General features: G+C 53.0%; 19 protein-coding genes. 13 read left to right on the top strand and 6 right to left on the bottom strand.

Annotation, left to right across the window (positions count from 1 at the left end):
• Nucleotides 1–199: 199 nt before the first annotated feature.
• The 7 genes from CX650_RS06000 to CX650_RS05970 all read left to right on the top strand — a co-directional run bounded on the left by CX650_RS06000 (nucleotide 200) and on the right by CX650_RS05970 (nucleotide 7411).
• Complete coding sequence (locus tag CX650_RS06000) at nucleotides 200–1423, top strand: DEAD/DEAH box helicase (RefSeq protein WP_101095284.1); 1224 nt, start codon at nucleotides 200–202, stop codon at nucleotides 1421–1423.
• A gap of 255 nt (nucleotides 1424–1678) precedes the next feature.
• The gene (locus CX650_RS05995; protein ID WP_101095283.1) at nucleotides 1679–2440 is read left to right on the top strand and encodes a phosphatase; all 762 of its coding nucleotides are present in this window, start codon (nucleotides 1679–1681) and stop codon (nucleotides 2438–2440) included.
• Between the two features lie 69 nt (nucleotides 2441–2509).
• Nucleotides 2510–3811: an SDR family oxidoreductase gene (locus CX650_RS05990; protein WP_157822999.1), complete on the top strand. Its 1302-nt coding sequence runs from the start codon at nucleotides 2510–2512 to the stop codon at nucleotides 3809–3811.
• Between the two features lie 188 nt (nucleotides 3812–3999).
• Complete coding sequence (gene cysQ / locus CX650_RS05985) at nucleotides 4000–4761, top strand: 3'(2'),5'-bisphosphate nucleotidase CysQ (protein ID WP_101095311.1); 762 nt, start codon at nucleotides 4000–4002, stop codon at nucleotides 4759–4761.
• A gap of 28 nt (nucleotides 4762–4789) precedes the next feature.
• On the top strand, nucleotides 4790–5692 hold the full coding sequence (mak, locus tag CX650_RS05980; protein ID WP_101095281.1) for a fructokinase: 903 nt from the start codon (nucleotides 4790–4792) through the stop codon (nucleotides 5690–5692).
• A gap of 196 nt (nucleotides 5693–5888) precedes the next feature.
• Nucleotides 5889–6668: a YdcF family protein gene (locus tag CX650_RS05975; RefSeq protein ID WP_308428166.1), complete on the top strand. Its 780-nt coding sequence runs from the start codon at nucleotides 5889–5891 to the stop codon at nucleotides 6666–6668.
• 68 nt (nucleotides 6669–6736) lie between these two features.
• Nucleotides 6737–7411, top strand: a complete 675-nt coding sequence (locus CX650_RS05970; protein ID WP_101095280.1) for a DUF2982 domain-containing protein — start codon at nucleotides 6737–6739, stop codon at nucleotides 7409–7411.
• A gap of 106 nt (nucleotides 7412–7517) precedes the next feature.
• Here the strand turns inward: CX650_RS05970 and CX650_RS05965 are convergent, their stop codons facing one another.
• The 6 genes from CX650_RS05965 to galU all read right to left on the bottom strand — a co-directional run bounded on the left by CX650_RS05965 (nucleotide 7518) and on the right by galU (nucleotide 14112).
• The gene (locus CX650_RS05965) at nucleotides 7518–9785 is read right to left on the bottom strand and encodes an OmcA/MtrC family decaheme c-type cytochrome (protein ID WP_101095279.1); all 2268 of its coding nucleotides are present in this window, start codon (nucleotides 9783–9785) and stop codon (nucleotides 7518–7520) included.
• 278 nt (nucleotides 9786–10063) lie between these two features.
• Complete coding sequence (locus CX650_RS05960; RefSeq protein ID WP_101095278.1) at nucleotides 10064–11038, bottom strand: LysR family transcriptional regulator; 975 nt, start codon at nucleotides 11036–11038, stop codon at nucleotides 10064–10066.
• Between the two features lie 151 nt (nucleotides 11039–11189).
• Nucleotides 11190–11594, bottom strand: coding sequence for a bactofilin family protein (locus CX650_RS05955; RefSeq protein WP_071476252.1), 405 nt, complete (start codon nucleotides 11592–11594; stop codon nucleotides 11190–11192).
• Nucleotides 11595–11708: 114 nt separating this feature from the next.
• The gene (gene napF, locus CX650_RS05950; protein WP_101095277.1) at nucleotides 11709–12188 is read right to left on the bottom strand and encodes a ferredoxin-type protein NapF; all 480 of its coding nucleotides are present in this window, start codon (nucleotides 12186–12188) and stop codon (nucleotides 11709–11711) included.
• 2 nt (nucleotides 12189–12190) lie between these two features.
• Entirely contained in the window at nucleotides 12191–13204 is a 1014-nt protein-coding gene (gene galE, locus CX650_RS05945; RefSeq protein ID WP_101095276.1) for a UDP-glucose 4-epimerase GalE, read from the bottom strand.
• Entirely contained in the window at nucleotides 13201–14112 is a 912-nt protein-coding gene (gene galU / locus CX650_RS05940; protein WP_101095309.1) for a UTP--glucose-1-phosphate uridylyltransferase GalU, read from the bottom strand. Before galU ends, galE begins: the two co-directional genes overlap by 4 nt.
• A 286-nt stretch (nucleotides 14113–14398) precedes the next feature.
• On the opposite strand from galU, the gene phhA reads away from it, so the two are divergent.
• The 6 genes from phhA to CX650_RS05910 all read left to right on the top strand — a co-directional run bounded on the left by phhA (nucleotide 14399) and on the right by CX650_RS05910 (nucleotide 21606).
• On the top strand, nucleotides 14399–15190 hold the full coding sequence (gene phhA / locus CX650_RS05935; RefSeq protein ID WP_039033780.1) for a phenylalanine 4-monooxygenase: 792 nt from the start codon (nucleotides 14399–14401) through the stop codon (nucleotides 15188–15190).
• A gap of 54 nt (nucleotides 15191–15244) precedes the next feature.
• Nucleotides 15245–15583, top strand: a complete 339-nt coding sequence (locus CX650_RS05930) for a 4a-hydroxytetrahydrobiopterin dehydratase (RefSeq protein ID WP_025010903.1) — start codon at nucleotides 15245–15247, stop codon at nucleotides 15581–15583.
• A gap of 198 nt (nucleotides 15584–15781) precedes the next feature.
• The gene (tyrR, locus tag CX650_RS05925; protein ID WP_025888340.1) at nucleotides 15782–17320 is read left to right on the top strand and encodes a transcriptional regulator TyrR; all 1539 of its coding nucleotides are present in this window, start codon (nucleotides 15782–15784) and stop codon (nucleotides 17318–17320) included.
• Between the two features lie 261 nt (nucleotides 17321–17581).
• Nucleotides 17582–18571, top strand: coding sequence for a fumarylacetoacetate hydrolase family protein (locus CX650_RS05920; protein WP_101095275.1), 990 nt, complete (start codon nucleotides 17582–17584; stop codon nucleotides 18569–18571).
• A 165-nt stretch (nucleotides 18572–18736) separates the two neighbouring features.
• Entirely contained in the window at nucleotides 18737–19396 is a 660-nt protein-coding gene (maiA, locus tag CX650_RS05915; protein WP_039033811.1) for a maleylacetoacetate isomerase, read from the top strand.
• Nucleotides 19397–19857: 461 nt separating this feature from the next.
• Nucleotides 19858–21606: a S8 family peptidase gene (locus CX650_RS05910; RefSeq protein ID WP_101095274.1), complete on the top strand. Its 1749-nt coding sequence runs from the start codon at nucleotides 19858–19860 to the stop codon at nucleotides 21604–21606.
• Nucleotides 21607–21655: the final 49 nt, after the last annotated feature.

Here is a 21655-nt window from a genome sequence, read left to right as displayed (position 1 = left end):
GAAAAGTAAAACTGCTTTTTATGACAATAAGATGCGCTGCAGCCTAAAGCAAACGTCAAGCCGAATAAGTCTCTCGGGCGGTTAATTTTTCACCCGTAAGCAACGTTTGCTGCCTGAACCCAGGGATAACACCTACCTGTCACCAGGTAGCAGGGTATAATGGCGGTTTGCCCTAAGCTTTATTTTTGAAGGACTCTCCATGGAATTTGCCGCTTTTTCTCTGCCCGAACCGCTACTGACCAATCTGGCCGGACTGGGTTTTAGCAAGGCAACCCAAGTGCAGGCAGAGGCCATTCCTTTGGTGCTCGCCGGCAGCGATCTCCTGGTGCAGGCACAGACGGGCACAGGGAAAACCGCCGCCTTTGCCTTGCCGCTGCTGGCGCGTTTACTGCCCGCCACGGCTGAGAGAGCAGTAAAACCCGCAGCGCCCAAGGCTCTGGTGCTGGTGCCTACCCGGGAGTTGGCGCAGCAGGTTTTCGATAACATTAAAAGCTATGCCAAGGGCTGCGAGCTGAAGATTGCCATTGCCTATGGCGGCGTGCCACTCGATGGGCAGCTAAAGAACTTCAAGGATGGCGTTGATCTCTTGGTCGCCACGCCCGGGCGCCTGCTGGATCATCTTAAAAAGCGCAGTCTCAGGCTGGATAAGGTTGAAACCTTGGTGTTTGATGAGGCCGACCGCATGTTGGACATGGGGTTTGAAGATGAGATCTCGGCGCTGATGAAAAAGATGGCCAAACAGCGCCAGACTCTGCTGTTTTCCGCCACCTTCAACGACAACATCTGGCACCTGGCCAAGACTTTGCTGCAGTCTCCCAAAGTGCTGGAGCTGCAAGCATCAGAGCAGGATGGCAGTATCAAGGAGCGATTGATTGAGCTCGATAGCGAGCGTAAGGCCGCCGCCGTTGCCGCCCTTTGTCGTCGGCACGACTGGCGTCAGGTGTTGCTGTTCAGCCGCACCAAGGAGGGCGCCGACAAACTGGTCTGTGAGCTCAGTGCCGAGGGCTTGGCCGCCAGTGCGCTGCACTCAGATCTGAGTCAGGCCCAGCGGGAGCAGACCTATCAGGCGTTCAAGGCGGGTGAATGCCGTTTGCTGGTGGCTACAGATGTTGCCGCCAGAGGCCTGGATGTAGCGGCCTTGCCTTGCGTTATCAATCTGGAGCTGCCGTTCAAGCGCGAAGATTATCTGCACCGCATTGGCCGCACCGGCCGCGCCGGCATGGAAGGGCTCGCCATCACCCTATTCAGTCGTGACGACGAGCGCCTCCTCGAAGAGCTGGAAGCCATGCTCGACAGGCGCCTCCCCAGAGAATGGCTGCCCGGGTTTGAGCCGGATCTTAACCGCAGTTTTGACGCGCCGAGAAACCAGAGTAAAGCTGCCCAAAAGCAGCGGGCCCGCAAGAGAGCGCTTGGTAAAAGATAGCAAGTCCGATTTAGTTGAGCCATCAGGGATGATTTCACGGCGTGCCGAGAAGCCGTTAGGACGAAAGCTCACGGCAGATGCTTGAGAGTTTTGCCGAGTGTAAACCTATGCTGTTCAAGCCGTTTGAGTCGATGCATCCCCTTTATCTTTGGGGTGGCCGATAGGTAGGAAACGCTATTGGGTTCATTCGCCAAAGTGGGTCAGTTGCGCTAAGCTAGTGGCCCGGTTTTCAAGAAACAGTCTCCTGGGGGAGCCATGTTCGTAGTCGATACCCATACCCACACAGTTGCCTCTACTCACGCCTACAGCACGATCCATGATTATCTGGCAGTCGCCAAGCAGAAAGGGATCCGTTTGTTTGCCACCACAGATCATGGTCCGGCGATGGCCGATGCACCGCATTTCTGGCATTTCGTGAATCTCAGGGTGTTGCCGCGGATAGTCGACGGCGTGGGGATATTGCGCGGGATTGAAGCCAATATTACCAATCTGGAGGGGGAAATTGACTTCTTTGGTGAGTTCCTGGAAGAGCTGGACTTGGTGCAGGCCGGGTTTCATGAGCCGGTATTCCCTCCCGCCGACAGTGACAGCCATACTCAGGCGCTGCTGAACTGCATTCGCAGCGGCAAGGTCGATATCATTACCCACCCAGGCAACCCCAAATATCCACTGGATCAGGAGCTGATTGTCCGCACCGCCGCCGAGCATAATGTGGCGCTGGAGATCAATAACTCCTCTTTTGCCTGCTCCCGCAAGGGCAGTGAAGACAGTTGCCTCAATATTGCCAAACTGGCGAAACGATTCGACGCCCAATTGGTGATGGGATCAGATTCCCATGTTGCCTTCAGTCTGGGTGAGTTCCCGCTGGCGCTTGAGATAGTGGATGCCGCCGGTTATCCAAGAGACAGGCTGCTCAATCGCGAGCCATTGGCACTGCTGAATTTCCTGCAGCAGCGAGGCCACAAGACGCTTGGTGAGTTAATCGACTACTTTGAGAGTGAGGCGGTTGCAGGCTAACCTGGTTCGCCTGCTTTAAGTATACGAACCACAAAAATCCATCAACTGATTAGCCATGAATCCCAAATCGTGACAGCCAAGACTACCCGAATATTGATCACCGGCGCTCATGGCCAGCTCGGACAGGCGCTGCTGGCGAACTTACCTTGGTTACCCGAGTTTTCGCCTTCCAGGCTGCGAATGAAGATACCTGAGGTAAGCCTGGTGCCCGGCAGTGCTGTAGAGCCCCGCAGTGCTGTAGTACCTGGCAGCGCAATTGAAATTGTGGCGCTCGGGCATCAGCAGCTGGATTTAACCTCGGCAGATTTGTCTGAGCGGCTCAGTGAAATCAATGCCGATGTGATAATCAACTGCGCCGCCTACAACGCCGTGGATGCGGCTGAGCAGGATATGGCTGCCGCGATGGCGCTTAATGCCGAAGCGCCGGAGCGTTTGGCTATCTGGTGCCGGCAACAGGGTGCTTGGCTTATCCATATTTCGAGCGACTATGTCTTCGGGAATGTCTTCGGAAATGTCTTCGGGAAGGATTTGGGAAATGCTCTTGGAAACGTTTCTGGAAATGCAGCTGCCAATATGCTCGGGAATGCGCCCAGAGCCTTGACCGAGAGTGATGTTTGCGAGCCTTTGAGCCTGTACGGTCAGAGCAAGCTCGCCGGCGAGCAGCGCTTGCTTAAGGCCAATCCCGGCGCCCTGGTGCTGAGAACCTCTTGGCTTTACAGCCGTTTTGGCAGCAACTTTGTGTTGACCATGCGGCGATTGCTGACCGAGCGTCCGGAACTCAAGGTGGTGGCAGATCAAGTCGGTACGCCAACCTGGGCCGAGGCGTTGGCGCGGCTTATCTGGCAGTTGCTCATCTGGTTTCATCTTAAGCCAGAGAAGTCCGCGGTGCTGAGCGGCTGCTTTCATTACGCGGCAAAGGGGCAGTGCAGCTGGTATCTTTTCACCAAAGAGATAGCCGAGCAAATTGCCAAGCAGCAGTGCAATTCAGTGCCAAGCTCTCAGGCGGCGGTGCCATTGCAAACCGCGTCGCCATCTCAAGCTACATTGCATTCCCAAGCCGCGTTGCAATCTCAAGCTGCATTGCAATCTCAAGCTACATTGCATTCACCAGCAAACCCGGCGCCAATCACGCCAGGGTGCCGGATAACGCCTGTCAGCACAGCAGAGTACGGCGCCTTATTGAATCGAGCGCAGGCGCCGCGCCCGGCGTATTCGGCGCTCGACTCAAGCGCTCTCAAAGATGCCATGGCGGCCATGCCTTCGGCATTTCGCTGCTATTTGCCAAAAGACTATCCATCACCCATCTGGCTTTCCTGGCAGGCGCAGCTGGCGCTGATGCTTTCGGGGCTTGGTGCACCTTCCTTGGATTGAATGGGGTTAAACAGGATGAAAAGTAAGGCAAAACCGGCTGTAGATTATAACCAGTAGCTAAAGGTTATACCCACCAAAGCCGGGTGGCTGGCATAATAAACTATCTTGTTGATCCAAAGGATGAAACCTTGTCGAATAATCCCCCCAAGACCTTGCTTGATGCCAAGCAGCTGACACTCTTGACCGAGATGGCCCGCGCCGCCGGTGAGGCGATAATGCACTACTATCAGGGCGGCGAACTGGCGATTGAGCACAAGGCCGATGACAGTCCGGTCACGGCTGCCGATCTTGCAAGTCACGCCGTGTTGCAACAGGCGCTGGCGCGTGAGTTTCCAGCCTGGCCACAGATGTCGGAAGAAGCGGCGGATATCCCCTGGGCGCAGCGGCAGGGCTGGGAAACCTATTGGCTTATCGACCCACTCGACGGCACCAAGGAGTTTATCAAGGGCAACGGTGAATTTACCGTCAACATTGCGCTTATTCACCGAGGCCAGGCGGTCGCAGGTGTTGTCTATGTGCCTGCCACAGCCGTGTGCTATTTGGGCGCACTGGGACTCGGTGCCTGGCGTGAGACCCCAAATGCGGCTGGATACCAGCGGGTGGAATTGAACGCCAGGGCCGGAGTTAAGCGCCAGGTTCCTGTGATTGTCGGCAGTCGCTCGCACTCGAGCCCGGGGCTTGGCGAGTATCTGCAGCAGCTTGGCGAGCACGAAATGAAGAGTGTCGGCTCATCACTCAAATTCTGCCTGCTTGCTGAGGGCAAGGCGGACATCTACCCCAGATTGGGCCCTACCAGTGAATGGGACACGGCGGCGGCTCAGGCCGTACTTGAGAGTGCCGGTGGCCGGGTTTTGGAATATCCAGCAGGCAGCAACTTAAAATATAACCAAAAAGAAACTATCCTCAATCCTTGGTTTATCGCATACAGCGCCGATTGGCGGTGCGATTAAAGCAGATACAAACACCGGAGTTGAAAGCATGATGCGTATCGGCGTTGATTTGGGCGGCACTAAGATTGAATTGGTGGCTCTGGGTGATTCCGGGAGTGAGCTGTTTCGCAAGCGAATTGCCACCCCCAGAGACTATCAGGCGACCCTTGAGGCCATCTGTGCCTTGGTCGATGAAGCCGAGACGCAGCTGGAAATGACAGGAACTGTGGGTATTGGTATTCCCGGGGTGATCTCGCCCTTTTCCGGTTTGGTGAAAAACGCCAACTCCACCTGGTTAAATGGTCATCCGCTCGATAGAGATCTCGAGCAGCGTCTGGGGCGCAAAGTGCGGGTTGCCAATGACGCTAACTGTTTTGCGGTCTCCGAGGCGGTGGATGGCGCCGCCGCAGGCAAAGAGGTGGTGTTCGGGGTGATCATAGGTACAGGCTGTGGTGCCGGCATTGCCATCAATGGCAGGGTACATCAGGGCGGCAATGGTATAGGCGGTGAATGGGGCCATAATCCCTTGCCCTGGATACGCGCCGAGGAGTTCAACAGCACTGAGTGTTTTTGCGGCAAGCACGACTGCATCGAAACCTTTATTTCGGGTACCGGGTTTGTCCGCGACTATAACCAGGCTGCCGGTGCGCAGCTCAGCTCAGGCGCCGAGGTGATGGCATTGGTGGAGCAGGGGGATGCCGAGGCCGGCGCGGCCTTTGAGCGCTATCTCGACCGTCTGGCCCGCTCTCTGGCCCATGTGATCAATCTGCTGGATCCGGACGCCATAGTACTCGGCGGCGGTATGTCCAATGTGCAGGCCATCTATCCGGCATTGCCGGATAGACTCAAGCACTATGTGGTCGGCGGCGAGTGCCGAACTCCTGTGTTGCCCAATCACTACGGCTGCTCCTCCGGGGTACGCGGCGCCGCTTGGCTGTGGGGCCAGGACTGAGTTTGGCGAGGTGCCCGGGCCGTGTTACAGGTATTCGACTGAGACACTTTAGACACTCTAGGCACTTTAGACAAAAGTGAAAAGCGCTCGAACATGTATTGGGGCAAGTGAGTCCATCGCCCTTCGCCAATCACTGGTCAGCCGAGTAACGCTTCTGTAAGCTATGGCTACTTTTGCCAACCTTCGGATATCAAGCGTGTTCTGGCTGAAAAAAATCCTCTCTCAATTCTTTATGCCCATCCCTCTAACCTTGGTCACTCTGCTGCTTGCCTGTTTTTATATCCGTCGCAGGCCGGGTGTAGCGCGCGCCCTGGTGGTTTTTGCCATTACTTGGGTGCTACTGCTTTCCAGCTCTATCGGCAGCAATACACTGCTTGCCGGGCTTGAGCGTCAGTATCCACTTTATACCGCAGCGCCGGCGCGCTCCTGTGTGGTGATGGTGCTGGGTTCGGGCCATGATGATGAGGTTGGCGGACTCGCGCGACATATGTTGTCGGCAACGGCGCTTGAGCGTCTCAGTGAAGGGGTGGCGCAACTCAAGGCGGCCAACAGCAAAGATTGCCTGTTGGCGGTCAGTGGTTGGAGCGGCGGTCTTGAGCAGCAGAGTCATGCCCGGCGTATGGCCGAGGCCGCCATCGAGTTGGGGGCCGAGCCATCGCGAGTTTTAATGTTGGATTCGGCTCGCGATACCATAGAAGAAGCCCTGGCGCTGCGGCAGGCCTTCGGTGCCGGCGCTGATGATAAAGGGATAGATGCCTTGGGTGGCAGACAACTGATCCTGGTCACCTCCGCCAGCCATATGCCAAGGGCGATGCGAATATTCCGCTCGACCGGGCTTGAACCTCAGGCGGCACCGACTGACTTTCTGCTTAGGCGCGATCACTGGTGGCGCCTGACCACATCCAATCTGGATGATTCACAAAAGGCGTTGCACGAATATCTGGGATTGGCCTGGTTGACTATCAGCGGCCGCTAATGGCTTCTAGCCCTGGTTATAGAATGAATAAACGGCTGATAAGCCGCTGGCAATAGAGCGAAAGCGTTATGGAAACTATCACAATAAGGCCGGGCAGTAAGCGCAATGGCATTACACTGACTCTGGCTGGAGGGCTGGGCATAGTCCTGGGGTTGGTGTTGTTTATCGGTTGGCCCTGGATGTTTGCCCCGGGCATAGTGTGTTTTGCCCTTGGGGCCGTGTCTTTGGTGCTGGGCATTGCCAAGCAGCTCGAGCCCCATGTCAGTCTTGAATTCAGCGCTGAAGGGCTGAGATTCTTCCATCGCCGCGGTAGCTTGTTTGTGGCCTGGGATAATATTCAGCGGCTGGATCAGCCCAGAGTCACCCAAGGCATGGAGCAACTGACGCTGCCCTATGTCGGGCTCAAGCTCAAACGTATCAATCCACTGCTGGATGCCATTTCACCCAGGTTGGCGACCGGGCTTTTGTCGGAGCAGCGGCCCTTGTTGATGACAGCAGCTGCCCAGGATGAAGAGTTGCAGACACTGGAAGCGGCACTCAGCGCCGAGTTTGAACCTCTTACGGTCAATGATGAGCGTTACCGAGGCGTATTGGCCATGTTTGGCCGCCGTTGCCTGACGCTGGACAAGTACTTGGGTTATCACCTCTATATTCCCGTGGACGCATTGGATCAACCGCCGGAGAGATTTGTTCGTAAACTACGACAGCTGTGGCAGCAGAGGATGTCGGCTACAGAGTTGTAAGTTATGGCTTAAGTTGGATAAGGAAAGATAAGGGGACCCAAGTGGGTCCCCTTGTTGTTGCAGAGTTGAGGGAGGGCCTTGCAGGGACAGCCCTCAAGGTACGGTACTAGTGAGCACCCCCTGCGTGTACCTTATCTACGCCATAGGTTTTGCCTTCGGCGTGACAGGTGGCACAGGATTCAACCGGCAGGTTGGCGTCTGTGGCAGCATCACCGGCAACGAAGGCACCATTGCTCTTGAAGTGGGCCAGAGCGGCCGCGTCAGAGTGAGCGTGACAGGTACGGCAGGATTCGGCAACGGGAGAGATATACTCGGTAGCTGAAATTTTGATCCCACGCTTGGCGGATGTCAGGCCACCATCGGCGGCAAACAGCGGTGTGTCGTCTTTGTGGCAGGCTGCACACTCGGTTTCCACAGCTGGATAGCCGTGCAGCTCGCCTGCAGCGTCACGGAAGATGGCGGCTTCACCCCAATTACCACTATGGAAGCGGTGGGCAACTGTCATCAGATCCCGGTTGGCATACAGGAGTCCGGGGACTTCGGCAAATATCGGCTTGCCATCGGCATCCAGATTACCCGTGTTGTACTCGGAGGTGCCGTGATAGGAGCCATCATAGCTGTTGTTATGGCAGTCCATACACTGATCGAAGGTGTAGGTGCCGTGACGGTAGCCCTTGATATAGTCCAGGGTGCCGTGACAGGCATTACACTTAGCTTCGCTGGCGCTCATCCGCTCAGCAATGGCAAAGCGGGCTGTGACAGCATCACCACCATCTAGGTTATAGAACTTAACGCTTGAAGTGGCGCCAATTGGATTGACGGCATCGAAGGGCATGCCTTCGGCACAGGCGGCTATCTTACCTGAGTTATCGACACAGAAGTTGGCCTCGGTACCGACGTAAATGGTGCCCATTGCCTGAGCTTCCGGAACATCAGTAGTCAGGGTCAGCACGCCATTGGCGGCGCTGCCGCTGGCAAGACCGGGTCTGAGGCCCCAGCGGGTGACTTCGCCTCTGGCATCCACATTGCCTATCAGAGTGGAGTCTTTGTTGAGCACCGCCAGTTGAGCTGCATCTGTCAGTGGTTGACCATTGAAGCTGACATTAGCTGTGATGGTGACCAGTTTATTGCCCGCTGTGGTGGAAGCCGCAGCAGTGGCAGAAGTGAACTCAACGGTCAACAGCTCGGCATATTCAGCCCGTTTACCCACTTTATGAGCTTGCACTGGGCTGAGTGCTCCGCTGCCATGGCAAGACTGACACTGGCTGTCGTCGGCCTGAGCCAGGTTGAAGTCAGAGTGGCCTACGCCGGTTTCAAAGTTAACATTGATATGGCAACCGACACAGGCTTCGCGGTAGATATTGGCGTTCCAGGAGTCACCGTTGTTGTGGCAACTGGCGCAGTTGTTAAGTTCTGCCGGGAAGCCTATTTCACCGAAGTACTCTTTGGCTTCACCGGAGAGGAAACCTGCGATGTGATGGCCGGCATGCAGCCGGTGAACCATAGGGCCGAAATCAAATACCCAACCTTCGGCTTTTTGGGCTTCGTTAGGTACCAGAGCCGGGTTGTGGCAGGCAACGCACTTCTCAGTGCTTTGGTAGTTGTGGTGCGCGTTTATCTTGGCGATGCGGCCTTCGACTTCACTGTGGCAGGCAATACAGGCGGTATCTGTTACCGTATCCTTACCTGTGGCTTCAACCAGCTCGCCGGATGCCGGAATATAATCCAGCGGCGTAGAGAGCACCTTGTCTGCTATGGCTGCGCCGCTGGCATCCTTGAGGTTATAGGCGCGCAGGAACAAGCGATGAGGTGCGCTGAGGTTGTCATTGGCATTCATGATGGGAGCGACTCCATCATGTGCCCAAGTGCCGGTATAGGTACCTGGCTCGGCCGGATCTTCAACCAGAAGACAGGCATCGCCAGTTTGACCCCTGGAGCTATAGGTGCCATCCAGGGTGCAGTACATGGAGCTGCCCAGTTCCTGAGCCGTGGCATTATTGACCCATTGTAGCGGCGCACCGCTGCCGGAACTATTGCTCATGGCGGTAATAGAGTAGAGGGCGACTTGATCCAGGCCCGTCAGTGGGACTCGCTCCCCTGAGCCGTTGGTGGCCGAGGCCTTGAACTTGAGGGCGAAGGTTTCGCCGCCTGCCAGTGTGTTGTCGGCCGGCACTATCTCGAAACTGACATCGCCGGCACTGATAATGGTGAAAGTACTTGAACCTGCGGGGGCTCCTGGCTGTCCGGGTTCGCCTGGTATGCCAGGTTCACCGGGGGCTCCGTCTTTTCCGTCCTCACCGTCCCCGCATGCGGTAAGGCACAATAGACTGGTCAGAGCCAGCGCCAGTAATGACTTATTGTGTTTTTTCATCATTGCGTCCCTTTATTCAAATTATGGGTACTGCCTGTGCAGTCATTTGAATATACATACATCCAAAGTGGTAGTTTTGACTTATTGTTTTATTTGTGAAATATGAGTTAAGAAATTGATAAAGAAATAACGGGTGGCGAAATCGGTAATTTCAGTTTTTGAAATTACCGAATGCGCAGAGTGACAAGCTGACGCTGGCTATAAGTAGCAGATAGTTCTGGACAAATAGGAGAATGGGCTAATTCTGAAGGTCGCAAAGATGCCAGGTGATCAATCAGTTCTCAATATTCAGCCTTGGGGTAGAGTTCTTGAGTGACCAGATTCAACAACAGTTTTCTTTGTTGTTCGGAGTAACGGCGATAGCTGGGGGCCTTTTCTACCAAGGAGTAGCTTGGCAGCGAAAATGCCCGGTGGAGTTTAGCCACTTCGGTCTCGGGCAGATGTTGCACCCGCAAACCCGGCATGCCTTCAATAAGCGCCATTTCATTGGGGGTGCTGAAGGCTACACTGCTCATGGTCAACAGATGAGCATGCCATTCTTCCCTGTCGTGTACGGCATGCACTTGGGATAGGGGAATGCCTTCTTGCTGACAGAAGAGTTCCATGGGATCCATGCGCTCGTTGAAGCCCTTGATGGTCAAGTAAACGAAAGTATATTGGCTGATATCTTCGAGGGTGATAGCCGGTGATTTTTGCCACAGCGGATGATCCTCTCGGCTGACAACACACACACCCATGGTTTGCCCAAGCGAACTCAGAATGAGATCCAAATGCTCGGGGTGCTCCAGACAGACCCCTAAGTCTAATTGTCCACGGTGAATTTTTTCTGCTGAATCATCTTGCCAGGGGTAGAGTCTGATCTGGCCCAACTGCTGCTGAATGTTCGTCTGTCCCAGTTTCATCGCCAGCGAGGAAAGCAAGCCATGCGCTACGGCTACATGAATACAGATATCGCTTGAAGGCAAGCGGCTCTGATGAACTTGCTGTTCCAGGCGGTGCACTGAATGGATGAAATCGCAAACCGGTTGGTATAGATTCTCCGCCAGAGGTGTAGGCTTGAGTTGTTGCTGACGGCGATAGAAAAGCTCGTCGTCAAAGGCTAATCTCAGTGCCGCCAGGCAGCGGCTTATTTTAGGGGCAGACACTGCCAATTCTCGCGCTGTACAGTTGGCGTGCCCTGTTTCATAGATGTTCTTGAACACCATGAGGGTAAAGATATCCAGCTCACACAGCTGTTTCAATAATCGACTCGACATTCGCATCCATCCTATGGATTTATACCTCTTTGGAGATAGATGCTAGACCAGCACAAATATGATTACTGTGACTGAGCACAATTCAGTGCGCTTTTCGAATTTATTGTGATTAAAATGTGATAAAAGTCATGTTTGTGTGCTTTTTTGATTACTACTCTTGAGCTTGGAGCTTAAGTTCAGTCATAGGGGGATTATCATCGCCAAGCTCTTTAAGCAAGTTAACCTCATCTTTGACTCTGATACCGATAAATTGACCACCTTCGAAGATCTCCATTGATTTACTGGCGACTTCTCCCTCGACCGTGCCGGTACCGCAGATAGTTAATTTTTCACAGTGGAGTTTACCGCGAAATAGCCCGGAAACCTTGAGTTCCTTGCAGTTAAGTTCGCCATCAACCAGGCCGTTGGCTTCGATGATCAGCTTATTTTCAGCTGTTACTTTTCCATAGATGGCGCCGCCGACCAGCGTCTCGTCATCGAAGTGGCTCTCGCCGGTAATCTTGCTACCCTGGGCAATATAGGTGAGCCCTGCCGTTTTTTTGTTTTTACCAAACATAGTACTTTTTAGTGGTTTTATCAGGGGAAACTCGATATTACCTGTTATCACAAAGTAACAAAACCACTAATATTTGGCGCTGTGGGAGTCAGATTTTTGGCTTCCGGCAGAGCGTCAGTCGGGGTTTGGCTCTCGTAGCTTGATGGCAGAGGCGGGGCAGGGGGCAACGCAGGCGCCGCAGCCACTACAGCGCTCAGCATCCAGTACCGGCAGGGCGGTAGCCCCTAAAAGGGGCAGAAAGCGGATCGCCCGTTCGTCGCAGGCATCCTTGCAGCTTTGGCAGACAATACCCTGGCGAGCGAGGCAGCTGTCGGCAAATTGGGCAATGAGCCGCCAAGGCGCTTCGCTAAGAGGCCTGAATGCCGGCTGTTCACAGCTGGTGACACAGGCCTGACAAAAGCTGCATTCGGCGTGTTGGAAGTTAAGCTCCGGAAAGCCGCCATCCCCCTTGATAAGCACTTGAGTCTCGCAGGCATCCACACAGGCGCCGCAGCGGGTGCAGGCGTCGGTAAATTCCGCCTCCGGCTTGCTCCAGGGCGGCCGAACCAGATCACTCTTGCGGCGACTGAACAGGCGTCTGCGGGAAAGATCCATGACTAACCCTTGTAACCGTTAGGGTTGTTGGATTGCCAGTTCCAGCTGGAGTCGGCCATATCCTGCAGGCTGTGCTCAGCCTTCCAGCCCAGCTCTTTGGCAGCATGGGCGGGATCAGCATAACAGGCGGCGATATCGCCGGGACGACGCGGGGCAAACTCAAAGGGGATCGCCTTGTTACAGGCTTTCTCAAAGGCTTTGACCATCTCAAGTACACTGTAGCCCTGGCCGGTTCCCAGATTATAGGTGACCAGACCTGGATTGGTGGCGAGCTTGTCCAGAGCCTTGAGGTGACCTATGGCCAGGTCAACCACGTGGATATAGTCGCGCACACCTGTGCCGTCTACTGTGGGGTAGTCATTGCCGAAGACGCTGAGTTTATCACGCTTGCCGACGGCAACCTGGGCGATAAATGGCATCAGGTTATTTGGGATATCGTTGGGATCTTCACCGATACGGCCGCTCTTGTGGGCGCCAACCGGGTTGAAGTAACGCAAGCGGGCGATATTCCAGTTGGGTTCGGCCGCGGCTAAATCCGCCAGAATATGTTCCACCATCAGTTTGGATTGACCATAGGGGTTGGTGGCCGATGTGGGAAAAGTTTCGGTGATCGGCAGACTGGCGGGATCGCCGTAAACAGTGGCCGATGAACTGAATACCAGGTTGCGAACGCCATATTCTTTCATCACCTGACACAGAATTAGGGTGCCGGTGACATTGTTTTCATAATATTTCAGTGGCTGGGCGACGGACTCACCTACCGCCTTGAGGCCAGCGAAGTGAATAACGGCTTCGAAGCTGTGGTCGCTGAAGACTTTCTGCAGGAATGCCTTGTTGAGGATATCACCCTGATAAAAGAGTACGCTCTTGCCGCTGATCTCTTCGACTCTGGCCAGGGCTTCAACACTTGAGTTGCTCAGGTTGTCTATTACCACAACCTCTTTGCCCGCGGCCAAGAGTTCGACCAGAGTGTGGGTGCCAATATAACCGGCACCGCCGGTGACCAAAATTGTCATGCTTTACATCCTTTTATTAAATCGCCCAGATAGGCGGCAAATTCACTGCCAAGCTCGGGATGGCGCAATGCATGCTCTACCGTTGCTTGCATATAGCCAAGCTTGTTGCCACAGTCATGGCTCTTGCCACGCATATAGTAAGCGTTGACCTGCTGGCTTTGCATCAGCATGGCAATGGCATCAGTAAGCTGGATTTCATCACCGGCACCGGCCGGTGTTTTGCCTAGCAAGGGCCAAATGGCGGCAGGCAGCACATAGCGGCCCACTACAGCCAAGTTCGAGGGGGCTTCGTCGACATCCGGTTTTTCAACCAGTTTGATCAGCGGCTGGGATTCGCCCGGCTTAAGATCGTGGCCGTTGACATCGGCTATTCCGTATTGGTCTACCTTCTCGTGCGGTACACCTTCGACCATTATCTGCCCGGTTCCTGTTTGGTCGAACAGGCTGACCATTTCGGCCAGGTTATCGCGGGAAAGATCGCTGGCGGCATCGTCTACTAATACATCCGGTAGCAGCACGGCGAAGGGCTCATCACCTACTACCGGACGGGCACAGAGAATGGCATGCCCCAGCCCTTTGGCCTGAGCCTGGCGGACGCTGATAACAGTGACATTTTGCGGGCAGATGGACTGCACTTCATTGAGCAGTTGCCGCTTTACCCGGCGCTCTAGCTGGGCTTCCAGTTCAAAACTGGTATCGAAGTGGTTTTCAATGGAGTTTTTACTGGCGTGGGTGACCAGCACTATCTCCTTGATGCCGGCGGCAATCGCTTCGCTGACTACATATTGAATCAAGGGTTTATCTACTACCGGCAGCATCTCTTTGGGAATCGCCTTGGTGGCCGGCAGCATACGGGTGCCAAGACCCGCAACGGGGATCACCGCCTTGCGGATGGTGGTTGATTTTATCGGCATTCAGATACCTTGGGTGCTCGGGATAAATCAGCCCCTATTGTAATGCAGTAAAACTGAAAAGCCATTTGCAAAAAGGGCTTATTTTGCTGGAAACTTGCAAAAAATTCTGCCTGGGCTGCAAGAGCAAGCTACTGAGTTTACCGAGCTAAATACTATTTTGTAACCAATTCTTTACAAATTTTTATCACTAGCCTCCGGAAATAAAGTGTGAGCTGGTTAACAAAAGTTCGCCCTTGAGTGAACATGAAATCAGAAACGATTCAGGCAGTGAGTATGGACTATGAGTAAAGCAACTCAATATGTGGCACGTCATCCAGGCAGTGATGGCCGAATAGATTACCCGCAAGATGAACACGCCATCTGGCAGGAGTTGTATTCCCGCCAGGAACACAACTTGCCCGGTCGCGCCTGCGATGAATACATGCAGGGACTCAAGGCGTTGGACTTGCCCAAAGACAGGATCCCGCAACTGGGAGAGCTGGATGCCGTGTTGCAGGACACTACGGGTTGGAAGACGGCGGCGGTGCCGGCGCTTATTTCATTCGGGCGCTTCTTTGAACTCCTGGCCAACAAGGAGTTTCCGGTGGCAACTTTTATCCGCAGCAGGGAGGAGTTTGATTACCTGCAGGAGCCGGATATCTTTCATGAGATTTTCGGTCATTGTCCCTTGCTGACCAACCCGGCCTTTGCTCATTTCTCCCATATTTACGGTCAGTTGGGGCTTGATGCCAGCAAGGAAGACAGGGTCTTTTTGGCGCGTCTCTACTGGTTTACCGTGGAGTTTGGTTTGCTGCGTACCCAGACTGACGGCTTGAGAATATACGGTGGCGGCATTTTGAGCTCGCCGGGCGAGACGCTGTACGCCTTCAGTGACACTCCGGAGCGCAGACCTTTTGAACTGCTGGATGTGTTGCGCACTCCCTATCGGATAGACATTATGCAGCCCATCTATTACGAGATAGAGCATATCGATTTTCTGGATGAAATCGCCCGCATGGACATTATGAAGGCGGTTACTCAAGCCAAACGATTGGGACTCTTTACCCCCAAATTTCAACCCAAAGCCAGCTGATACTGGCGGTAATGGCCTGTGTGCAAAAGTGCAGGCCACTTTCAAGGAGATGTTATGACTGAACTGGCCAATATGAAGTGCGAAGCATGCCGCGCCGATGCTCCCAAGGTGACAGATGCCGAGCTTGCCGAGCTTATTCGGATGATCCCGGATTGGGGCGTGCAGGTGCGCGATGGCATCATGCAGCTGGAGCGGGTTTACAAGTTTAAAAATTTCCGGCAGGCGATGGCCTTTAGCAATAAGCTGGCGGACTTGGCTGAAGAAGAGTTTCACCACCCGGGGATCCTGACTGAATGGGGCAAGGTGACTGTGACCTGGTGGTCGCATTCCATTAAGGGGTTGCACCGTAACGACTTTATCATGGCTGCCAAGACAGACCAGTTGCTGGATTAATCTTTTCCTAATATATTCAGTGTGTTGATTGTATCTTCACACTGAATCCTTTCCCTTTGTTACAAATCCGCTGTAAAGCGAGCTTGCCACTTGTGTCAGAACCTTCTAACGTATAGGGCGCATTTTTACATCGCTTGCAGACCTCTTCATGCAGGCGATAATCCCAAAAAATCTGAATTATAAAAGGGAATGACAGTTATGCGCTTGGAAGTCAGTTGTCAGGATCGCGTTGGTTTAGCCAAGGATATTTTAATGGTGCTGGAGCGATACGGGATTAACCTTATCGCTATCGACGCCAGTAACAAGGGATTCTTATATTTGCAGTTTGCCGAGGTCGGCTTTGAGACCTTGAGTGAGTTGATGCCCCAAATCCGTAAGGTGGAAGGGGTGCACGACGTCAGAACCGTTTCCTTTATGCCCTCGGAGCAGGAGCATTACGCCCTAAAAACCCTCTTGAAAACCCTGCCGGATGCCGTGTTCTCCCTCGACGGAAAGGGGCGAATTCGTATCGTCAACGAGTCGGCCTTGCTTATTCTGGAAATGGCCGAACATGAAGTAATAGATGAATCCCTCAATCACTGGGTGCAAGGTTTTAATTTTGGTCGCTGGCTCAGTGAGCCCAAGGTGTTGGCGCAGGCTACCCGGGTTGCTATTGGCAGCAACGAGTATCTGGCCGAAATGCTGCCTATCTATCTGCCGGATGAAAACGACAAGAGTATTCTCGCCGGCGCCGTGGTGGCACTCAAGTCACCGGCGCGGGTGGGCAAACAGTTCAACGCGCTGCAGAGCCAGAGCAGTGGCTTTGACTCAGTGCTGGCCGTCAGCGACAAGATGAAAGAGGTACTCAAGCAGGCCAAGCGTATGGCACAGCTGGATGCGCCTTTGCTGATCACCGGGGAAACCGGTACAGGAAAAGAGCTGATGGCCAGGGCCTGTCACGATGCCAGCATGCGACGGGAGAAACCCTTTATTGCCATCAACTGCGCCGCCATGCCCGACAGTGCCGCGGAAGAGGAGCTGTTTGGTTATGTCAGTAAGGGGGAAGTGGTTAAGCGGGGTTTCTTCGAAGAAGCCAAGGGCGGCACCGTCTTCCTCGATGAAATTGCCGAGATGTCCAAGGCCGCTCAGGTCAAATTGTTACGCTTGCTGCAGGATGGCAGTTTCCGCCGTATCGGCGGCGATGTAGAGGTGCGCGCCGATGTCCGTATCATCTGCTCGACCCAGAAGAATTTGGCGGAGCTTTGTCAGACCGGTGAGTTCCGTGAAGATCTCTACTACCGAATTCATGTACTGAGTTTCCATATGCCGGCGCTGCGTGAACGCAGGGTCGATATTATCCCGCTGACGGAAATGTTCCTTGAACACTACAGCCAGCAGCTTTCCAGCCCGGTGCGGCGGATCTCGGCGTCCTGCCGCGAGCACCTGTTGACCTATGCCTGGCCCGGTAACGTGCGGCAACTGAAAAACGCCGTGTTCAGAGCGGTATCCATGTGGGACGGTTCGGCCGAATTGACTATAGAACAGTTGAAACTGCCTTCCTATGCCGAAGGTTTTGGCTATTTCGACAAGGAGTTTGAAGGCACCTTGGATCAGGCCATGAAGCAGTTTGAAGCCGGTTTGCTGCGGCGTCTCTATCCGGCGTACCCCAGTACCCGCCAATTGGCGAAAAAGTTGGGGGTATCCCACACCGCCATTGCCAATAAACTCAGGGAATATGAGATCAGCAAGAAGCGCTGAAACCCTGTAAAGCGGATTTGCCGCCGGAATGGCTGATATTTAGCCATTCCTTGAACGCAAAGCCTTTGCCGGCGCTTGCTGGTGATAAGTGTCAGTGAAAGTTTACAAACCCGTTCTCAAAGCGGTTAAATGTGAAGTGAGTCACAGAGTTTTCATTGCCCGCGGCATGAGGTATTACTGGCGGGATAACAGAAACGGATTGAGCCGGGCAGATTGCCTGATGAAAACCATTAATCCGGACAGAGACAGGAAGGAGCAGGTATGAAATTAGCGACATATGACAATGGACGCCGCGATGGTCAACTCATGTTGGTCAGTCGAGATTTGAAGCAGACAGTGGCTGTTCCCGCCATAGCTCAGACCATGCAGCAATTGCTCGACAGTTGGTCACTGCTGGAACCTCAGCTCAGAGAGCTTTCCGATGCCCTGAATGCCGGCATGTTGGATAACACCCAGGATTTTGACGAGAGCCGTTGTTTGTCACCTTTTCCCCGCGCTTACCAGTGGGCCGACGGCAGCGCTTATGTCAATCATGTTGAGCTGGTGCGCAAGGCCCGCGGCGCCGAAATGCCGGAGTCTTTCTGGACAGATCCCTTGGTCTATCAGGGCGGTTCAGACAGTTTTATCGCTCCCAGAGCCGATATCCCGCTGGCAAGCGAAGATTGGGGCATAGATTTCGAGTCGGAAATTGCCGTGGTTACAGATGATGTACCCATGGGCGTGAGTGCTGAAAACGCCGCCTCTCACATCAAGCTGTTGATGTTGGTTAACGATGTGTCGCTGCGTAACCTGATCCCGGCCGAGTTGGCCAAGGGCTTTGGCTTTTTCCAGTCCAAACCTTCCAGTAGTTTTTCGCCGGTGGCAATCACACCGGATGAGCTGGGGGATAAATGGCAGGATACTCGGGTTCAGCTGCCGCTGATCACCCATCTCAACAACGAACTGTTCGGCAAGCCCAATGCCGGGGTGGATATGACCTTCAACTTTGCCGAGCTGATCGCCCATGTCACCAAAACCCGCCCCCTGGGCGCCGGTGCCATCATAGGTTCGGGCACCATTTCCAACTATGACAGAAGCGCAGGTTCCAGCTGTTTGGCCGAAAAGCGCATGCTGGAAGTGATTGCCGAGGGCAAGGCGGTGACGCCATTTATGGGCTTTGGAGACAGGGTCAGAATCGAAATGCTGGATGATGCCGGGCACAGCATCTTCGGCACGATAGATCAGCAGGTAGTTGAGTATATAGCCGAGTAAAATAACTTGATAACAAAACGGGGCTTTCAATAAAGATGAAGCCCCGTTGGTTTTTATACCGGCTTGGTATTGCCTTCGAATGTGTCAGCGTTAAGGCTTTGGATAAAACATCACCAGGGCAGAGTCGCAATCTAAGGTTAGCGAGCTTTGGGAGAACAACTTATGTTGAAATTATATGGTTACTGGCGCTCCAGCGCCGCTTATCGGGTGCGGATTGCGCTCAACCTCAAGGGGCTTTGCGCCGAGCAGCTCTCGGTTCATCTGGTGCGCAATGGCGGCGAGCAGCATCAGGCCGCTTTCAAGGCGCTAAACCCGCAGGAGTTGGTACCGGCTTTGGTGGTGACGGATGACAACGACGAGCGCGCCGAGTTGGTGCTGTCCCAATCGCTGGCGATCATTGAATATCTGGATGAAGCCTTTGGCGGTGAGGCGCTGTTGCCGGGTGATATTGAGCAGCGGGCGCTGGTCAGGGCTATGGCGATGGGAATTGCCTGTGAGATCCATCCTTTGAACAACTTGCGAGTGTTGCAGTATCTGACCGGGACGCTCAAGTTGGATGATGCGGCCAAGAATGATTGGTATCGCCACTGGGTCGAGCAGGGCTTTGGTGCATTGGAGCAACAGCTGCAGCAGTACTCGGGCCGGTATTGTTTCGGCGACCAGGTCAGCCTGGTGGATATCTGTCTGGTTCCTCAGGTTTATAATGCCAAGCGTTTTAATATTGACTTGTCTCCATACCCCAACATTTGCCGTATTAATGATGAGTGCCTGACTCTGCCAGCCTTTATTGATGCTGCCCCTGAAAATCAACATGATGCCCAGTAGGTTTATTATTTTATAGTCATCTATGCGGTGACTATAAAATAACCTCCAAAATTCCCAGCGCTTGAAAAACCTTTCTTATAAAATGATACCTTTCTGTTAATAACAGGCTTTTAAAAATAAAATCTTCCCGGCAATTTGTAACTAATTATTTAAACAACATGCTGTTTTTATTGCGTTTTCGTTTAGGTTTATACAGGAAATTATTTTTAGATTTATAGGTTTATCATTTCTTTATTTAGTCTTTTATAACATGCTTAAAATAACGCATCTCGTATCGTATGTAGGATTTTTCCTGCTTGTCGTTTTTCTCCTATTGAACTCGCTGTTACATGTGATACATATGTTAATGCTTGGTTTTGACTAAGCTATAACAATAAAAAATACGCCATACATATTAAAGATTTGCTTCTGAAACCCAGTTTTCGGCGGTATGGCGTTTTATTATCAAAAGGAAAAGAAGCATGCATAAGTCGATTATTTCACTGAGCATAGCTGCAGCCTTATTGGCGGGTTGTGGCAGTGACAGCAAGAAAGCGCCTGAGCCGGTTAATACACCTCCGGAAAGCCGGGATGTAACCTATGACGTTCGTCAGTCGGTACGCCTCAATGGACAGCTGGAAGGAAAAGATGCCGAAGGAGGGATCACCTTTTCGTTAGTGGATCCCGGCGAAGTCAAGTTAGGGACTTTGACCATCAATGATGCGGCCAAGGGCAACTTCAGCTACCAGACAGATGCGTTGGAAGGCACAGAAGTCGTGCGCTTCAAAGTCAGTGACGGCAAGAGTGAATCTATTTCGGCATTAACCTTGAGAATAAAGGGAGGCGATCCCTTGTATCAACATCAGTGGCATTTGAAAAACACAGGCCAAAATGCCTTTGCCAGAAACCGTGGTGTGCTCGGTGAAGACATCAATGTCAGCGATGCCATAGCCTCAGGTGTTACCGGTAAAGATGTCATTGTTGCTGTGGTAGATGATGGTCTGGAGATCAGTCACCCGGATCTCAGTGCCAATGTGATAGCGGGCGGATCCTATAATCTAATCACAGGTACAGTTGACCCGACACCATTTTCCAATAGTGCTTCACATGGGACTTCGGTTGCAGGAATCATTGCTGCTGCCGGGTGGAATGGTATAGGTGGCCGGGGAGTTGCACCTGAAGCCAAGCTTATCGGTTTTAACTTCCTGGATAGCGACCCTAGCCGTGAGATCCGCAATGTACAAACCTTTGAAAATTTCGCCAAGTCCCATGGCGCAAGTGCTTATAGCGACCGAGCCAGGGTGTTTAACCAAAGTTATGGAAACCAACCTGTGATTCCAGGTCTAATGAGAGAAAATGAGTTTGAAGTTTATCAGCAGGTGACTACCAAGAGTTTTAATGGCAAGGGCAGTATTTTCGTCAAGTCTGCCGGTAATGGATATAATTATAATTTTTTGGGGTACAACGCCACAGGGCAACCTAGATATCTATTACCAAGAGACTTCTTTACAGCCAGAGATGAAAATAGGCCAGCCAATAAAGGATTACCCTATCACAATGCCAACATGTCTCCCAATAATACCAACCTCTATAACCTTGTGGTCAGCGCAGGAAGTGCAAATGGTAAACGTAGCAGTTATTCATCTGTGGGGGCCAATGTTTTTGTTAACGCTCCCGGGGGGGAGTATGGTACTCAGAACCCTGCAATTGTGACTACGGACAGAGCCGGTTGTGACAAAGGCAGTTCGGTTACCGAAGAGCGCCCCAGAACCCCTTTTAATGGGGGCCAGCATCCACTCAATCTTGAGTGTGACTATCGTTCTACCATGAACGGGACATCGGCAGCAGCCCCGAATGTCAGTGGTGCGATTGCCATGATAATGAGTGTCAATCCATCACTCTCCTGGCGTGATATCCGGCATATTCTGGCCATGACGTCCAAGCAGGTAGATGCCAATATTCAGCCTATCAGAGTTCCTTTAAATACGGATGCTAGTCAGCTTTATGAAGCTGTGCCTGCTTGGTTTACCAATGCTGCTGGGTTTAAATTCCATGATTTTTATGGTTTCGGACGCATTGATGTCAGTAAAGCTGTTGCCATGGCTAGAAATTATAAGGTGAACTTAGGCGAATATCAGATAAGTGATAACTTGTCTCGTACCGAACTGAATGGGGCAATACCGGATGCTTCCTTGGAGGCAGGGCGGGATTCCACTTTGCTTATATCTTAACCAAATAACAACTCTGAGCGAAATGTAGGACTCCAACCAGCACGGCGGC

Origin of the sequence: Shewanella indica, assembly GCF_002836975.1 — a bacterium.
In the GTDB taxonomy this organism is placed as follows: Bacteria; Pseudomonadota; Gammaproteobacteria; order Enterobacterales; family Shewanellaceae; genus Shewanella; species Shewanella indica.
Note: the sequence above shows the minus strand (reverse complement) of the source record. Positions and strands in the feature narration are given on the sequence as shown.

Coding starts and splice junctions, on each gene's coding strand:
- CX650_RS05910 (WP_101095274.1), top strand. CDS start 19,858: ATGCATAAGTCGATTATTTCACTGAGCATAGCTGCAGCCTTATTGGCG.
- CX650_RS05955 (WP_071476252.1), bottom strand. CDS start 11,594: ATGTTTGGTAAAAACAAAAAAACGGCAGGGCTCACCTATATTGCCCAG.
- phhA (WP_039033780.1), top strand. CDS start 14,399: ATGAGTAAAGCAACTCAATATGTGGCACGTCATCCAGGCAGTGATGGC.
- napF (WP_101095277.1), bottom strand. CDS start 12,188: ATGGATCTTTCCCGCAGACGCCTGTTCAGTCGCCGCAAGAGTGATCTG.
- CX650_RS06000 (WP_101095284.1), top strand. CDS start 200: ATGGAATTTGCCGCTTTTTCTCTGCCCGAACCGCTACTGACCAATCTG.
- CX650_RS05995 (WP_101095283.1), top strand. CDS start 1,679: ATGTTCGTAGTCGATACCCATACCCACACAGTTGCCTCTACTCACGCC.
- CX650_RS05960 (WP_101095278.1), bottom strand. CDS start 11,038: ATGTCGAGTCGATTATTGAAACAGCTGTGTGAGCTGGATATCTTTACC.
- CX650_RS05970 (WP_101095280.1), top strand. CDS start 6,737: ATGGAAACTATCACAATAAGGCCGGGCAGTAAGCGCAATGGCATTACA.
- galE (WP_101095276.1), bottom strand. CDS start 13,204: ATGACAATTTTGGTCACCGGCGGTGCCGGTTATATTGGCACCCACACT.
- cysQ (WP_101095311.1), top strand. CDS start 4,000: ATGGCCCGCGCCGCCGGTGAGGCGATAATGCACTACTATCAGGGCGGC.
- CX650_RS05930 (WP_025010903.1), top strand. CDS start 15,245: ATGACTGAACTGGCCAATATGAAGTGCGAAGCATGCCGCGCCGATGCT.
- CX650_RS05920 (WP_101095275.1), top strand. CDS start 17,582: ATGAAATTAGCGACATATGACAATGGACGCCGCGATGGTCAACTCATG.
- CX650_RS05965 (WP_101095279.1), bottom strand. CDS start 9,785: ATGATGAAAAAACACAATAAGTCATTACTGGCGCTGGCTCTGACCAGT.
- tyrR (WP_025888340.1), top strand. CDS start 15,782: ATGCGCTTGGAAGTCAGTTGTCAGGATCGCGTTGGTTTAGCCAAGGAT.
- mak (WP_101095281.1), top strand. CDS start 4,790: ATGATGCGTATCGGCGTTGATTTGGGCGGCACTAAGATTGAATTGGTG.